16 protein-coding genes are annotated in these 14,872 nt (G+C 70.2%); 6 read left to right on the top strand and 10 right to left on the bottom strand.

Annotation, left to right across the window (positions count from 1 at the left end; translation table 11 throughout):
• The first annotated feature begins 33 nt into the window (after positions 1 to 33).
• Positions 34 to 1,206, top strand: coding sequence for a PP2C family protein-serine/threonine phosphatase (locus AV521_RS32525; protein ID WP_079249509.1), 1,173 nt, complete (start codon positions 34 to 36; stop codon positions 1,204 to 1,206).
• Here AV521_RS32525 and AV521_RS32520 read toward each other — a convergent pair.
• Positions 1,203 to 1,625: an ATP-binding protein gene (locus AV521_RS32520; protein ID WP_076093481.1), complete on the bottom strand. Its 423-nt coding sequence runs from the start codon at positions 1,623 to 1,625 to the stop codon at positions 1,203 to 1,205. The genes AV521_RS32525 and AV521_RS32520 overlap by 4 nt on opposite strands.
• Before the next feature lie 195 nt (positions 1,626 to 1,820).
• On the opposite strand from AV521_RS32520, the gene AV521_RS32515 reads away from it, so the two are divergent.
• Together AV521_RS32515 and glpK are read left to right on the top strand one after the other, a co-directional pair.
• Positions 1,821 to 2,588, top strand: coding sequence for an IclR family transcriptional regulator (locus AV521_RS32515; protein WP_076093479.1), 768 nt, complete (start codon positions 1,821 to 1,823; stop codon positions 2,586 to 2,588).
• Positions 2,589 to 2,651: 63 nt separating this feature from the next.
• On the top strand, positions 2,652 to 4,163 hold the full coding sequence (gene glpK, locus AV521_RS32510) for a glycerol kinase GlpK (RefSeq protein WP_256725758.1): 1,512 nt from the start codon (positions 2,652 to 2,654) through the stop codon (positions 4,161 to 4,163).
• Between the two features lie 268 nt (positions 4,164 to 4,431).
• Here glpK and AV521_RS32505 read toward each other — a convergent pair whose 3' ends face one another.
• On the bottom strand, positions 4,432 to 4,863 hold the full coding sequence (locus AV521_RS32505) for a hypothetical protein (RefSeq protein ID WP_076093475.1): 432 nt from the start codon (positions 4,861 to 4,863) through the stop codon (positions 4,432 to 4,434).
• A gap of 58 nt (positions 4,864 to 4,921) precedes the next feature.
• On the bottom strand, positions 4,922 to 5,464 hold the full coding sequence (locus tag AV521_RS32500) for a DUF2231 domain-containing protein (RefSeq protein WP_076093474.1): 543 nt from the start codon (positions 5,462 to 5,464) through the stop codon (positions 4,922 to 4,924).
• 229 nt (positions 5,465 to 5,693) lie between these two features.
• On the opposite strand from AV521_RS32500, the gene AV521_RS32495 reads away from it, so the two are divergent.
• A complete protein-coding gene (locus AV521_RS32495) occupies positions 5,694 to 6,248 on the top strand; it encodes a DoxX family protein (protein WP_076093471.1) in 555 nt (184 codons plus the stop codon).
• A 228-nt stretch (positions 6,249 to 6,476) separates the two neighbouring features.
• On the opposite strand, the gene AV521_RS49580 is transcribed toward AV521_RS32495, so the two are convergent.
• From AV521_RS49580 to AV521_RS32470, 5 genes are all read right to left on the bottom strand, one after another.
• Positions 6,477 to 7,055: a hypothetical protein gene (locus tag AV521_RS49580; protein ID WP_179023543.1), complete on the bottom strand. Its 579-nt coding sequence runs from the start codon at positions 7,053 to 7,055 to the stop codon at positions 6,477 to 6,479.
• A 79-nt stretch (positions 7,056 to 7,134) separates the two neighbouring features.
• The gene (locus AV521_RS32485) at positions 7,135 to 7,872 is read right to left on the bottom strand and encodes a metalloregulator ArsR/SmtB family transcription factor (protein ID WP_076093467.1); all 738 of its coding nucleotides are present in this window, start codon (positions 7,870 to 7,872) and stop codon (positions 7,135 to 7,137) included.
• Positions 7,873 to 8,046: 174 nt separating this feature from the next.
• Complete coding sequence (locus AV521_RS32480; RefSeq protein WP_076093465.1) at positions 8,047 to 9,123, bottom strand: ABC transporter ATP-binding protein; 1,077 nt, start codon at positions 9,121 to 9,123, stop codon at positions 8,047 to 8,049.
• Between the two features lies 1 nt (position 9,124).
• Positions 9,125 to 10,648 (bottom strand): iron ABC transporter permease, encoded by a 1,524-nt coding sequence (locus AV521_RS32475; RefSeq protein ID WP_107481089.1) that lies wholly within the window; start codon positions 10,646 to 10,648, stop codon positions 9,125 to 9,127.
• A 14-nt stretch (positions 10,649 to 10,662) separates the two neighbouring features.
• Positions 10,663 to 11,736 (bottom strand): extracellular solute-binding protein, encoded by a 1,074-nt coding sequence (locus AV521_RS32470; protein WP_076093462.1) that lies wholly within the window; start codon positions 11,734 to 11,736, stop codon positions 10,663 to 10,665.
• A 537-nt stretch (positions 11,737 to 12,273) separates the two neighbouring features.
• Between AV521_RS32470 and AV521_RS32465 the strand changes: the two genes are divergently transcribed.
• Positions 12,274 to 12,804, top strand: coding sequence for a hypothetical protein (locus AV521_RS32465; RefSeq protein WP_076093460.1), 531 nt, complete (start codon positions 12,274 to 12,276; stop codon positions 12,802 to 12,804).
• A gap of 79 nt (positions 12,805 to 12,883) precedes the next feature.
• Here the strand turns inward: AV521_RS32465 and AV521_RS49575 are convergent, their stop codons facing one another.
• Positions 12,884 to 13,033, bottom strand: a complete 150-nt coding sequence (locus AV521_RS49575; protein WP_179023541.1) for a hypothetical protein — start codon at positions 13,031 to 13,033, stop codon at positions 12,884 to 12,886.
• Positions 13,034 to 13,481: 448 nt separating this feature from the next.
• Between AV521_RS49575 and AV521_RS32455 the strand changes: the two genes are divergently transcribed.
• Entirely contained in the window at positions 13,482 to 13,895 is a 414-nt protein-coding gene (locus tag AV521_RS32455) for a PepSY domain-containing protein (RefSeq protein ID WP_079249508.1), read from the top strand.
• A gap of 370 nt (positions 13,896 to 14,265) precedes the next feature.
• On the opposite strand, the gene AV521_RS32450 is transcribed toward AV521_RS32455, so the two are convergent.
• Positions 14,266 to 14,802 carry a hypothetical protein gene (locus AV521_RS32450; protein WP_076093454.1) on the bottom strand — a complete coding sequence of 179 codons (537 nt, stop codon included), beginning with the start codon at positions 14,800 to 14,802 and terminating at the stop codon, positions 14,266 to 14,268.
• Positions 14,803 to 14,872 lie beyond the last annotated feature (70 nt).

Below are 14,872 nucleotides of genomic sequence, written 5' to 3'. Positions count from 1 at the left end.
GAATCCCATGCAGGCGAGGACTACGGACACAGCATGAGCCAGGCTCGACATCACGGCGGCGACCACGCGTGGATGGAGTTGTTCAGGGACCGTGTGGCGGGGGCCCGGGAATCGGTCCGCCAGTGTGCCGCCGGGCACCTGGCCCCCGGAACGTGCGTGCTGCCCGTTGTGGTCGTCGCCGTCGTGGTATTCGTCGACATCGTCGGAGGGGCCTGGCTTCCGCTGCTGGCGGCCGGACCCGCGCTGGCCGCCGCCACCAACGGGCCGCGCGGTGTACTGGGCGTCGGGCTCCTCGCCGCCGCGCTGGGCGCGACGCTGGGCTACGAGCACGGGGTTCCCGCCAGCGAGATGGCGGCCGTACTGTCCGCCCTGCTGGCCGTCACCGCGGCGAGCGGTCTGGCCAGCGCTCTGCGTGGCCGTCGTGAACGGGTCCTCGCAGCCGTCCGCTCGGTCGCCGAGGCCGCCCAGCAGGCACTGCTGCTGCCCGTTCCGGAGACCGTCGGCCCGTTCCAGGTGGCCGTCCGCTACAGCGCCGCGGCGGCCGAGGCCCGGATCGGTGGGGACCTCTACGCCCTGGTGCCCACTCCGTACGGAGTCAGGCTCATCGTCGGCGATGTGCGCGGCAAGGGTCTGCCCGCCGTGGGGACCACCGCACTCGTGCTCGGCGTGTTCCGCGAGGCCGCCTATGACGAGCCCGACCTGCTGGCCGTCGTCGACAGGATCGAGCGGAGCCTGTCCCGCAACCTCGGCCCGGACGACTTCGTCACCGCCGTGATCGCCGGATGTCCCCCGTCGGGACACTTGGAGATCGTCAACTGCGGGCACGCGCCTCCGCTGCTGATATCCGCCGAAGGCGACGTCAGGCCGGTGGAACCCACTCATCCCGCGCCGCCCCTCGGTCTGCGAGCCCTCTCCGGACAGGCGCCCCGCCTCCAGCATCTGTCGTTCACGGCGGGAGACCAGCTCCTGCTCTACACCGACGGCGTCACCGAGGCTCGCGATCACGCCGGTGAGTTCTATCCGCTGGCCGAAGGCATGCCCCGCCATGTGTCCGACGACCCGGTACGCACGCTCACCGCCCTCCACGACGAGCTGCTGGCGCATGTGGGCGGCCGGCTGCACGACGACGCCGCCCTGCTCCTTCTCCGCAGGCAGACCACGGACAGGACGCTACCCGTGCCGTCTCGGGCGGAAGCCGCGCTCTAGACCGCGACGAGATCGGCCCACCGGGTGACGCCGCCCGGATGGACACGTATGCCATGGCGAGTCGCCAGGGCGTGGACGATCGTCTCGCCCCGGCCGTGCTCGTCCGGGTCGATACAGGCGAGGGTCCGCCCCATCGCGGCAGGTCCAGCGTCGGTGACCTCGACGCGCAGAGTGCATACGCCGTCACCGGGCTCCCAGGACAGCCGCAGTACGGCAGGGGGGCGGGCGTGCACGATCGCGTTGGTGACCAGCTCCGAGACCACGAGCAGTGTGTCGTCGGCGATCTGCGAGGACACGTTCCAGTCGGCGAGTGCCGCCGCCACGCTTCGGCGTACGACCGAGACGGCGCCGGCGACGGGCGGCACCAGACACATATGTTCCTGTGTCGCCCGGAGCACCGTATTGAGCTGTGCCGCCATGGTCTCTCCCGGTGGTGTGTGCTACCGGTCCGGCGCCCTGTCTCTGCGCATGCCGGTTGCGCAGCAAGTTAGGGAGACAAATCAGGCAGGTCAATGAACGGCGGTCGGCATTACCGAACGAGGATCTTCATCGCGGCTGCGCAGCGGCCGTCCGTCCGTGAAGCGAAGCGTCCGCGGCGGTAATAGGCTCGCCTCATGGCCGGCCCAGTCCAGTCGATCGAACGGGCGGCGGCGATCCTGCGCCTGCTCGCCGGTGGGCCCCGCCGACTGGGGCTCGGCGAGGTGGCGGCCTCGTTGGGATTGGCCAAGGGCACCGCACACGGCATTCTGCGCACCCTGCAGCACGTGGACTTCGTGGAGCAGGACGCGGCGACCGGGAAATACCAGCTCGGAGCCGCTCTGCTGCACCTCGGCACCAGCTACCTGGACGTGAACGAGCTGCGCTCGCGCTCCCTCAACTGGGCTGATGCTCTCGCCGCCCGGAGCGGGGAGGCGGTTCGCCTGGGGACGCCCCTGGAGGGCAGCGTGCTCATCGTCCACCATGTGTTCCGGCCGGACGACACCTTCCAGACGCTTGATGTGGGCTCGCTGCTGCCCCTGCACGCCTCGTCGCTCGGCAAGGTGCTGCTGGCCTTCGGGACCGCGACGATCGAGCCCGCCCAGCATCCGGGGCTGGAGGCGTACACCCGGCACACCCTGATCGATCGCGAGCAGCTCGCCCGGGCTCTCGCCGAGGTCCGAGAACTCGGCTGGGCTGCCGAGATCCAGGAGATGAGCATGGGCGACGCCGGGCTCGCCGCGCCGATCCGCGGGCACGGTGGCCTCGTCGTCGGCGCCATCGGGCTGTCCGGCCCGGTCGAGCGGATCTGCGACAGCCAGGGCCGCCCCCGGCCGAGTCTGATCACCCTGATCCGTGAGGCCGCGCGGGCGATCTCCAGAGACCTGGGAGCCACCCGATGGTAGGCCGGGCCGGCCGCCGCCTCGACCCGTGGGAAGGCAGACCCGATCATGGCTGAACGGTATGTAATGTCCATCGATCAGGGCACCAACTCGACCCGATGCATTCTCTTCGACCACCGTGGGCGGCTGGTCTCGGTCGCGCAGAAGGAGCATCAGCAGCACTTCCCCAAGCCCGGCTGGGTCGAGCACGACGCCGTCGAGATCTGGCAGAACCTGCGGCGCGTTGTTCCGGAGGCCCTGTCCGAGGCCGGAGTCGACCCGGGCCAGGTCGCCGCCATCGGCGTGGCCAACCAGCGCGAGACGACGGTGCTCTGGGACCGGCGGACCGGCGCCCCACTGGGCCGGGCGATCGTCTGGCAGGACACCCGCACGGCGCCGCTGGTCGAGGAACTCCGTCAGCAGCCCGGCGAGGACTTCTTTCTGGAACGGTGCAGTCTGCCGCCCTCGACCTATTTCTCGGCGCTGCGTATCCGCTGGCTGTTCGACCATGTCAAGGGTCTACGGCAGCGCGCCATGGACGGTGAGGTGCTGTTCGGGACGATGGAGAGCTGGCTGATCTGGAACCTCACCGGGGGGACCGACGGCGGCCTGCACATCACCGACGTCACCAACGCCAGCCGCACCATGCTGATGAACATCCGCACGCTCACCTGGGACGAGGAGTTGCTGGCCTTCTTCGGGGTGCCGTGCTCGATGCTCCCCGAGATCAGGTCTTCCGCCGAGTCCTACGGCGACGCCCGCTCGCTGCTCCCGGGTGTCGCCATCACGGCCGCGCTCGGCGACCAGCAGGCCGCGCTCTTCGGCCAGACCTGCTTCTCACCCGGCGAGGCGAAGTGCACATACGGAACCGGCAGCTTCCTGCTGCTCAACACCGGCAACGACATCGTGCGGTCCCGGCACGGACTCCTCACCACCGTCGCCTACAAGATCGGGGACCAGCAGCCGGCCTACGCGCTGGAAGGGTCGATCGCCGTCACCGGAGCGCTCGTCCAGTGGTTCCGTGACCGTCTGGGCCTGATCAACAGCGCACCGGAGATCGAGACCCTCGCGCGGACGGTCGAGGACAACGGCGGCTGCTACATCGTCCCCGCCTTCTCGGGTCTGTTCGCGCCTCGCTGGCGCAGCGACGCGCGCGGGGTCATCGTCGGCCTCACCTCGTACATCACCAAGGGGCACCTGGCGCGTGCCGTCCTGGAGGCCACGGGATGGCAGACACGAGAGGTCGTCGACGCCATGAACGCCGACTCCTCGGTCTCCCTCCGGCAGCTCAAGGTGGACGGGGGGATGACCGCGGACAACCTGCTCATGCAGTTCGTGGCCGACGTGCTCGACGTGCCCGTCGTACGGCCCATGGTCGCCGAGACGGTCTCCCTGGGCGCCGCCTACGCGGCCGGGCTCGCCGTCGGCTACTGGGCGGACCTCGAGGTGCTGCGCCGCAACTGGCACCGGGCCGCGCAGTGGCTCCCCGACATGGACCCCGAACTGCGGGAGGCGGAGTACGAGAACTGGCAGCGGGCCGTCGAACGGTCCCTGGGGTGGGCCAGACCGCCGCGGTCCGCCGACCCCGGCCGGGCGTGAGGTGACGGCTGCCGGGGAAGGAAGCCACAGCCACCCGCCCTCCGCCACCGCCGTCACCTACGCAGACCGCCGGGCCCGGAGCTGCCGGCCCACGCCGAGTCACCAGCCAGCCTGACCTGCTCATACAGGTCAGCGTCAACCACCCGACCGCTGATCATCCCGAGTGGACCGGCTGTTGTGCGAGCCGTTGGCCACTCGGACCCGGCAGTAGGCAGCCGACTGCGCGGAAGGCGGCGCTGACAGGGATCTTCGCGTCATCGCGCCCGCGTCAGCTGCCGCCTACTCGCAGTGCGGCGAGCAGCACAAGCACCAGAGTCGCGGTGCCGAGCAGGCCGTGGGCCGCCACCACGGGAACGGGCAAGTGCCGTTCCGCAGGCGTGGTCTCTTCTCCGGCGGTGGCCGGGACGGCAGTGCGCTGGACGGCGACCCAGCGGGCGAACATCGTGAAGCCGAGCAGCGCCACGGCGACGAGGATGCCGAAGGCCGCCCACGCCACGGCTGCCCTGTCTGCGGCGAGGTAGACGATCCAGACGACCAGTCCCGCCGCCGCGAGCAGGAAGTGGCCGAAGACCAGGGGTGCCGGGAAGTGGGTCGTCTTCGTCTGCTGCTGGCGCAGGCCGCCGCGGGAGATCCAGCGGGCGAGGAGGACGAATCCTCCGACGGCGGTGACCACCCAGGCGACGAGAGCGGCGATGTCCATGCGTTCTCCAGTGGTTCCGAAGTGCGGTGTTGTCGGGTCCGTACGGCTGGGCTGCCGGTCAGGAGCGGTGCCGGTGGCGGTAGCCCTCTGCCTGCACGGACTCCTCGGCGACGCGCACGCCGTAGCGGTAGGCGAGCTTGCCGCCGAGGTGGCCGGACAAGCCGAGCGCGGCGAGCGCGACGGCCGACAGCGCCAACTGCCCGTATCCGACGCCTTGTCCTTCCGGGTGTCCGCCGCCCTGCCGCCAGGCGAAACCGGTCGCGTACGCGGCGGTCACGGCCAGGTTCAGCCCCATGTGCACCATTCCCGTGCGGAAGGCCGGTGTGCCGGTGGGGATGGCGAACAGGTCGAGGAAGCCGACGCAGGCCGCCGCCAGCGCGCCCAGTACGCCGATGGCGATCAGCCAGGCCGAGCCTTGGGCCAGGAAACCCGGCCGGTGCACGATCCGGGAGGCGATGTCGAAGACCAGGCTGGACACCCAGGCCCCGATCGGCACGGTCACCAGGATCGGATGGAACGGGTGCCCGTACGGCCCCGCCAGCACGGCGCTCACCGGCTGCTTCGCCTGGTGCAGGTCCTTGAGATCACGGTTGACCGTCATACGGCACCTTGCCCGTCAGCTGCCCGTCCAGCTATTTCACCAACGATTGTTGGTCTTATTGCGGGCATGGGTCAAGGGCGCGTCACCCCGTGGGGTGAGGCTCGTACACCCCGCTCGCGCCGCGTGCGCTTGGTCTCCATGTCTTGTCGGCTCGGCGCGGGCAGCCCCTCGATATGCGAACTCAGCGCTGTTGCGGAAGCATCGGCAGGGGCGATACCGGAGTTTTCACATGGGGAAGCGCGACACGGGCTGGCTTTCGGCCTTCACGCAACAGGCGGCGCAGCGGGCCCCTGTACAGCGGGGGGCCGCCGGTGACTGTGGGCTGCTGCTCCTCAGGCTGACCTTCGGACTGTTCATGGCCGGACACGGTTCCCAGAAGCTCTTCGGACTTTTTGGGGGCCCGGGCCTGACGGCGACCGGCAGGGGTTTCGAGTCTCTGGGCTACCGCCCTGGGAAGGTCTTCGCGGTGATCGGCGGCCTCTCCGAGTTCCTCGGTGGCCTGGGCCTGGCCGTCGGCCTGCTCACGCCGCTCGCGGCGGCCGCCGTGATCGGCGTGATGATCAATGCCATGGCGACCGTCACCGGCGCCCATGGCCTGTGGGAGGCGGACGGTGGTGTGGAGTACAGCGTCGGCATCGCCGTCGTCGCCCTCGCCGTCGCCGCCGTCGGCCCTGGCCGGCTGGCGCTCGACCGGTTCTTCCCCTGGGGCAACGGCGGCTGGGCGGAAGCCGCTTCCGCCCTTGGCCTCGGGGGCATCGCCGCCGCGATCACCCTGAGCCTGTAAGGCTCATGGGGACATGGCATGACCTGCCCTGTAGGTGAGTAGCCCCGCAATACCTTCCGCGTACTGGTGGGCGAGCCCTTCGGCCTTTTGTCGCGACGACGTATGTGCGTCGGCGGGGTCGAAGCTTCCGCCATCCCCCGCGGTCGTCTCGAAGCCCGGGCCGGTGCGGTAAGGCCGGAGCAGACCGGTGATTCACTTCGTTCTCTTGATCGTCTGTGCGGTGGCGATCTATCTGCCCTCTGCACGGTTCGTCAATTCCGTGCAATGGCTGGGCGTGCGCCTGAACGTGGCGCGGATGACGGTCGGCTCTACGTGCTGCTGCCCGGACACCCCGGTGCGGCGCGGGCGCCTCTCCCCGTGGAGCGACACAGCGCTCGGCATCTCCTCACGGTCCGCCGCGTGTGGCGGTGCCGGCGCGCCACCGGTCGTCGGCGCCCCTCCCAGCCAGGTGAGAAAGGCGAGGATGAACAGTCCCTCGACGAGCAAGGACAGGGGGCCGTACGGCAGCTCCCAGCCGGGCTCGTAGTAGCCGTCGGGCAGACCGACGGTGCGCGAGACCAGGAAGCCGGTGATCATGCCGAGGCTGACGAGGGCTCCGGTCAGCCAGGCGACCATGGGGCGCTTCAAGGTCATCAGTGCCGCCGCAACGACCAGCATGACCGCACCGCTCACGGCGAACAGAACCCCGATGTGGAACTCTTCCTCAAGATGATCAGGGACGAGGAGCCCGTGCAGCACCGCGTTGCCGACGGCGCAGCACGCTCCCACTCCTCTCAGGGTGACGTCGGTGGCAGAGATGGAGTTCATGGTGACTCCAGCCGTTCATGTGGAAGGGAGCAGACCGGCCCGGGAACCGGCGGCCACGAGCGGCAGGCACGGCCTCGGTTCACCGCTCGCAGGCGCTGCCCGTCTCCGGCCTGCCGCCCGTCGTGTCGTCGCCGCGCAGTTCGACGCAGCATGAACCGGGCCGCGGGGCGAGCACCGCTGTGGTCTTGTCGCTGCCCAGGCCATGCAGGTAGCCGGCCAGGAATGCCTGGTTGACGGCGCAGACCAGTTCGGGGGCCTTGGCCGCCAAGGGATGGAAGGGACAGTTGCGCAGGCGGATCAGGGTGGGCGCCGTGCGCTCCGGCTCGTAGCCGAACTCCTCAAGCGTGTCGGCCGCCACGCTCAGTCCGCGCTCGGCACCGAGGCGCCCGGGGCGCAGTCGCTCACGCTCGGCACTGCCGAGGGTTTCCCCGCGCGTGTATGCCACGCGGAGCGCGGCCTCGTGGGCCGATTCCCGGTCCGTCTCCGTGAGCACGGCCTCGGTGAGGACGTCGGCCAGCATGCCGTAGCGACGCTCGGGAATGTTCACCGCGATGGCCTCGTCCACCGGCTCGTACACCTTGGGCCTTCGGCCGACCTTGCGGATGCCCGCGGGCGGTTCGGCGCGCGCCTGGAGCAGGCCGGCCGCCACGAGCTTGTCCAGGTGGAAGGCCGCCAGCTTGCGGGAGATGCCGAGGGTGTCGGCCACCTCCTCGCGCGTCACCGGCCGCCGCTCCTGCCGGATGAGTTCGAACATGCGCCGGCGCGTGGCGTCGCCGAGGGCGGCCAAGCTGGTCAGCGAGGCGTGATCCAGTCCCACTGCGTCAGTATATCGACCACAGATGTTGGCGAAACTTTTCGGCGATGCTGTTGTGCAGGAGGTTTTGCCTCTTGTGATGTATACGGAAACGACCTTCGCCGGGATTGCTTCCTGACGCCATGGCACGCGTCATGACTTGCCCAAGCCTCGCTGAAGGCATTGCCGAGGTCGAAGCTACGACGCGACGGCTTCTGCCTCCGCCGGGTGTTCCTCGGTGTGGAGGGGATGAGCGGGGCCCTGGGCCCGGAGGTGGACCTCACTGCCGACCGCCGGCGGCGGGGCATCCGTATAGACGACCAGGCGCTCGGGCAGGTCCCGGCCGGGGTCCGGGGAGAACTCGACGCGGTGGTCGTGGCCCCGGAAGAGACAGGCGGTGACCCGGGCCGGGACGGAGTGCGGCCCGGGTTCGCAGGTCATCCGAAGCTGGTGGGGACGGAGCATGACGACACCGTCCTGCTCGGTGTCGGTGGTGAGGGGCAGGGGGCCGAACGCGGTGACGGCGTACCCGTCGGCGGGCTTGGCGTGCAGCAGGTTGGCCTCGCCCAGGGACCTTGCGACACTCACATCGGCGGGCCGGTGGTAGAGAGTGTGGGGGGTGTCGGCCTGCACGATGCGGCCGTCCCGCATCACGGCGATGGCGTCGGCGAAGGCGAGTGCCTCGTCCACGTCGTGGGTGACCAGGATCGCGGTGGCGCCCGCGCGGCGCAGGGTGGCGGCGACCTCCGTGCGCAGTTCGGTGCGCAGCGCGGCATCGAGGGCGGCGAACGGCTCGTCCAGCAGCAGCAGTTGGGGCCTCGGCGCGAGGGCGCGGGCGAGAGCCACGCGTTGCTGCTGGCCGCCCGAGAGCTGGTGCGGGTGGCGGTCGGCGAGGCCGTCGAGCCCGACGAGGTCGAGCATCTCCCCCACCCGCTCGCGGCGGCCGGCGCGGAGAAGGCCGAAGCCGATGTTGGCGGCGACGGTCAAGTGCGGGAAGAGCGCACCGTCCTGCGGTACGTACCCGATGCGCCGGCGCTCGGCGGGGACCCTGGCGCGGCCGTCGTCGAGGAGGCGGCCGCGCAGGGTGACCCTGCCCCGGGCCGCGGGATGGAAGCCCGCGACGATGCGGAGCAGGGTGCTCTTGCCGCAGCCGGATGGGCCCAGGACGCAGGCGAGCGCCCCGTCCTCGACGGTGAGGTCGAGTCCGGTGAGCACCCGGCTGCGGCCGTGCGCGGCCTCCAGCTGCTCGATCAACAGGCCCGGCTGGCCGGTCATCTCAGTTCTCCCTTGGGGCGGTTGCGCGAGTGCCGAGGGTGCGGCGGGTGAGCATCAGGACGGCGGGCACGGACAGGGCGACCATCACGGCGGCGTACGGCGCCGCCGCCCCGTAGGAGAGGCCGGTGGTGTAGACCCAGAACTGGGTGGCGAGGGTCTCGGTGCCGGTCGGGCGCAGCAGCAGCGTGGCGGTCAGTTCGGTGCTCGCGGTGAGCGTGACCATCGCGAAGGCCGCGCCGAGTCCGGGCAGGATCAGCGGCAGGGTGACCCGGGCCAGGACCACGATCCTGCGCACGCCAAGCGAGCGCGCCACATCCTCGACTCCGTGCGGCACGTGCGCGAGGGAGGCCCGCACGGAGGTCAGGGCGAGCGGGAAGAACAGCACCACATACCCGGCCACCAGCAACGACGGCTGCTGATAGAGGGGCTGGGCATACCGGATCGCGAAGAACACCACCGACAGGGCGACGGCGATACCGGGCAGTGCCCTGGTCAGGTAGGCGGCGCGTTCCACGGTGCGGGACAGACGGCTGGGGCGGCGCCAGGAGTAGAGCGCCACCGGCACCGCGGCGACGGTGGCGACGGCCGCCGACGAAAGGGCGTACCCCAGGGTCGTCGCCGTCTCGGTGACGATGGAGGCTGACGGCAGCGTGGTGGAGCTTCCGCGCACCAGCCAGTGGACGAGCGCGAAGACCGGCACCCCGAGCGTCACCCCCACCACCGCCGCCAACGCGCCTGCGGCGACCGGCTTCCAGCGGCCCAGGGCCACCGGGGCACAGCCCCGCCCGGTGGTGCCCTCACGCACCACCCGGCCGCGCCGCGCGGCGCGCGCGTCGAGAGTGACGAGGAGGAGGGCGAGACCGACCAGGGCAAGGGTGAGCAGACTGGCCGAGGCCATGTCGAAGCTGGTCTGGAACTCGTTGTAGATCGCGGTGGCGAACGTGGTGTAGCGCAGCATCGCGAACGCCCCGTACTCGCCCAGGAGATAGAGCGAGACGAGCAGCGCGCCGCCCGCCAGGGCGGGGCGGGTGAGCGGCAGTGTGATGCGCCACAGGGTCGCGAACCGGCCGCGGCCCAGGCTGCGCGCGACCTCCTCGGCCGAGGCGTCGGCGTGCCGCAGCGTGGCGGCCACCGGCAGGAACACCAGCGGATAGAGCGAGGACGTCATCACCAGCACCGCACCCCAGTACCCCTGCACCTGCGGGAACAGCGAGACCCAGGAGTAGCCGTGGACGAACTCCGGCACCGCGAGCGGCATCGCCAGCGCCACGGTCCACGCCCGTCGGCCGGGCAGGTCGGTGCGTTCCACCAGGTAGGCGGCGGCGAAGCCGAGCACGAGCGTGCCGGCGGTGACGACCGTGGTGAGGGCGACGGTGTGCCACAGCAGGGTACCGACCACGGGCCGGGCCAGCAGGCGGTGTGCGGTGTCCCCGCCCGCCTGCGCGGCCTGCAGCCCGACGAACACCAGCGGCGAGGCGACGAGCAGCGCCACCAGACCCGCCATCAGCGGCAGCGGGCCCGGCACCGTACGGAGTGTCCTCACAGCAGACCGACGGACTGCAGGAGCTGCAGTGCGTCCTTGCCGTCACCGAGGTCCCCGGCCTGCGCGACCGGTCCGGAAGCCGTAAGCGCCCGGCTCACCTTGGTGTTCTTCACCCCGGCGGCGAGCGGATACTCGTAGCTCTCGGAGGTGGCGATGATCTGCTGGGCGGGCTTGCTGGTCAGGTAGGCGAGGAACGCCTGGGCGGCCGCCTGATGCTGGCCGTGGGAGAGGACGGCCGCGCCGGAGACGTCCACCAGCGCGCCGGGGTCGCCCTGCTTGAAGTAGCCGAGTGCGCTGTGGATGTGGGCGGCGCCCTGTTCGTCGCGCAGCCGGTACCAGTAGTAGTGGTCGATGACGCCGCCCTCGACCTCGCCCCGGTTCACAGCGGCGACCAGGTCCTCATTGCTGCCGTAGACCTTGCTGTTTGCCTTCAGCCCCTCCAGCCAGCTCTTCGCACCGGCCTCGCCCTCTGTCTTGATCATCCTGGTGACGACCGGGGTGAAGTCCGTCTCGCCCGGCGCGATGCCCAGCTTCCCCTTCCACGCCGTACCGGCCAAGTCCTTCACAGTGGAAGGCACTTGACCCGCCTGGAGCTTGCCGGTGTTGTAGACGAACGCCGCCTCACGGGCGGAAACACCCACCCAGTCGCCCTTGGCCGAACTGTCAGCCGACGGAACCGCCGCCAGGGTGGCGGCGTTCACCTTCGCCAGCAGGCCCTTGTTCTCCAGGGTGGTGAGCGCGGGCGGATTCTCCGCGAAGAACACATCCGCCGGGGAGGCCGGCCCCTCGGTGAGGATCTGGTTGGCCAACTCCGCCTCGTCGCCCGAGCGGACATTGGCCTTGATGCCGGTCCGCGCCTGGAAGTCCTTCACCAGCGCGCTGACCGTCTGCTGGTGCTGACCGCTGTAGACCGTGATCGTCTGCCCCTTCAGCGAACCGCCCGACTCGCTGTCCGACGACGTGCCCCCGGAGTCGTTCGAACCGCTGCACCCCGCCAGTGCCAGGGCAGACAGCGACACCGCCGCCAGCACGGCGGACCGTCGAGCGGACCGCAGGACGACACGAGACATGGAACCTCCGAAGTGACACACACGGGCCGCCGACGCCGCCCCCACGGCACACGCCCGCCATCAACAAAGCGAGGCTCACCATACTTAGGTAAGCCTTGCCTGAAAACACATCCCTGAAGCACCGACAAGTCGCTATTCGGCCACCCGCAGACCCTGAAAGGGATGGTTTACCTCAGTTTGACCGCACTCTTTTGACCGTCTCATAGCTTGCCCATAGCTTCCTCATGACGACCCCATCACCACTGACCGCACCAACGGTTACCCAAGCGTGACAGCGAGTGCTCCGCACCGCGAAGGGTGACGACCCACTCAAGCCGGCCTCACACGTCCACCGGCAACGTCGCATCCCGCGACCTCTGAGGGCGTGATCGCCCTTGGCGAGCTTTCGGGGCCTCTCGCAAGACGTTCAGGATTGAAGTAACCAGTCGGCAATGAGTTGTTCACTCCCGATGTCTACTCGCATAGATGATTCCGGTGTTGTCATGTCGGCGACACTTCGACGCCCGTCGGAGTGAGTTCCCCACACCGGGAGTCCCCATGTCCCGCATGCGTCAACTTGCCGTAGTCGTCTCGTCGTTGGCCCTCGCCACCGGCGGCCTGATCGTCACCACCACCGGCACCGCACACGCCGCCGACTGCTCGCAGTCCTACCTGCCTCTGCAGGACCCCACCTGCCAGCCCGGCGCGCTCAACTCGGATGTCACCCAGTCCACGATCGACTCCACGATCTGTGTCCCGGGCTACAGCTCCTCGATCCGCCCGTCCACCAGCTACACCAACGCCCTGAAGGTGAAGCAGATCGCCGAGTACGGCTACGACGACACCGCCACCGCGGACTACGAGGAAGACCACCTGATACCCCTGTCGCTGGGGGGCAACCCGACCAGCGAGCAGAACCTGTGGCCCGAACCCCGCTACGACGCGGGCGGCTACACCTCCAGCGACAAGGACACCATCGAGTACAAGCTGTACAAGGCGGTCTGCGCAGGAACGATCCAGCTCGCTCCGGCGCAACAGGCGATCGCCACCGACTGGACCACCGCGCTCCAGGCCGTGGGCCTGAGCTGATCCCGCTGACGGGACCTCTGTTGGTCGACAGTCAGCCGCGGGCGCGACTCCTGGGGCTGTGGTGATGCCGGTTCCAGCGTCACTCCGCAAGTCGTGACGGGGTTCGAGTGAGCAGGCGGCGGGCCTGGTCGAGGGTGACCAAGTCGAGCGCGGCGACGGCGCCGAGGGCGAAGCCGGCGGTGACGCCGGTGGCCCAGTCCACGCAGGGGTAGACCCTGCTGGCCGCCACCAGCCAGACCAGGCCCGCCGCACCTGCTCACAGCGCCTCGGCGGCGAGACGGAAACGGACCGTGCCGTGCCGTGCCGTGCCGTGCCAGGAGATATACGAGGATGAACAGGAGGGCGGCGGCCACGGTGGTGTGCCGGGACGGGAGGGAGCAGCCCTTTTCGTGGACGACCGCGGTGGCCACCGGAGGCCGGGTCCGCGCCGAGACGTTCTTCACCCGCGTGGTGGGCAGCACGGACAGTCCGGCCGCGGCGCCGCCCAGGACAAGCGGACGTCAGGTCCGCCCGCGCCAGGCCAGAACAGTGGCGGCCCGGACCAGAAGCGCCAGCAGCGGCACCTCCGCCGCCGTGGACACCCCTGCATCAACCAGGTAAGCGCCCGACTGCGGTGCTCGACGGCCTCGTCCAGCACCGTACGGTCGATCAGCCCGGCATGACGCTCCGTCAGCAACCTGGAGGTCGAGAACGGCAAGCCGGTCTGGAAGGCCGACGTCACCGACTCCAAGGGCACCGAGCACGAGGTGACGGTCAACGCCACCGACGGCAACGTCACCGCGACCAAGGCCGACCGGGACAACGACTCCGACGACCGCAGCGGCGACGCCGCCCTCGCCAAGCCGACCAAGACCGACCTGGAGGTGGCCGTGGACGCCGCCCTCGCCGAGGTCGAGGGCACCGCGACCTCGGCCGACCTGGAGAGCGACCACGGCAGGACTGCTGCCTGGCACGTCGACGTGACGGACACCAAGGGCACCGACCACGAGGTCACCGTCGACGCGGCCAACGGAAAGGTCACGGCCGCCAAGACCGACGACGACAGGAACGACGACAGCAACAGCATCTCCGGCGACCACGACGAGGACTGACGGCAGAGCACCGGCGCACTGTGAACCGGGCGGGTACCGCTCCGCCGGACACCCCCGCCCCGCCCGGTCACGCCGCGCCGCGGGGAGACCCCACCTGACGTACGGCACCCCGAGCGGATCCCTCCCTGTGCCGCGCGGGACACCCGGCTGGGCCTCGGGCACCGCGACCACGTCGCGTACTACCGCGCCGTCATGGACTCCGACACCGCGCGCGGCCCCGAACGTCTGCCGCCCTCAGGACCGCTCCGCCGCCACGCCTGTGACCGCTCGCCCCGGCTGTGCCCTCCCTCGGCCTGTTGCCGGCCTTCGGCTCCGCCGACGCCACCCCGACCACCTCTTCATCGATGACGGTCGGCTTCGAGGTCGCGCGTCAGCTGGAGCTGATCAAGTCGAGGCTGAAGGAAACCAGAGAGGTCAGTGCGCCGGGGGCGCCCGCGCCGAAGGCGACCACCATGGCCTGACCGATCGCCACATCGTAGGGGTCGAGGCCCTGGGACCAGTTCAGCCTGGCGTCGATGCCAGGGATGCCACGGAGGGAGACGTACGAGCGCAGAGTGCCGTGCGCTTCGGCAATGGGCGTGCCGTTACGCAGGAGCCGGGCCCGGCGCAAGCTGGTGGGCCGCAGTTCATACGTGCGCTCGCCCACCATGGCCGTGCGGGTGCGCGTCCTCCGTCGCAGGGCCCAGCGGCTGTCGTTCCCCCGGCGCGTGAGGATCATCTGCCCGTCGACCTTGATCCGGCCGTGGACACGGTCAGGGCGGACCTGCACGCGCGGCATGCCGGGCCCCTGCACAAGCGCGATGACGGAGGGCCAGCGGTCGTAGCTGATCCGTATCGGCCCGAACGGGCTGTCGGCCGTACGGTGCTGGGAGAGGCGGACGGTACGGCGCCTGTTGAAGAAGGACATGGTCGTATCGGCTCCGGAGACGGGGAGTTGGGGACGGGACGGGCACACGCGGTGACGCCGATCGTTGTCA

Source organism: Streptomyces sp. IMTB 2501 (assembly GCF_001953885.1).
Classification (GTDB): domain Bacteria; phylum Actinomycetota; class Actinomycetes; order Streptomycetales; family Streptomycetaceae; genus Streptomyces.
This window is presented reverse-complemented; position numbering and strand designations above follow the sequence as displayed.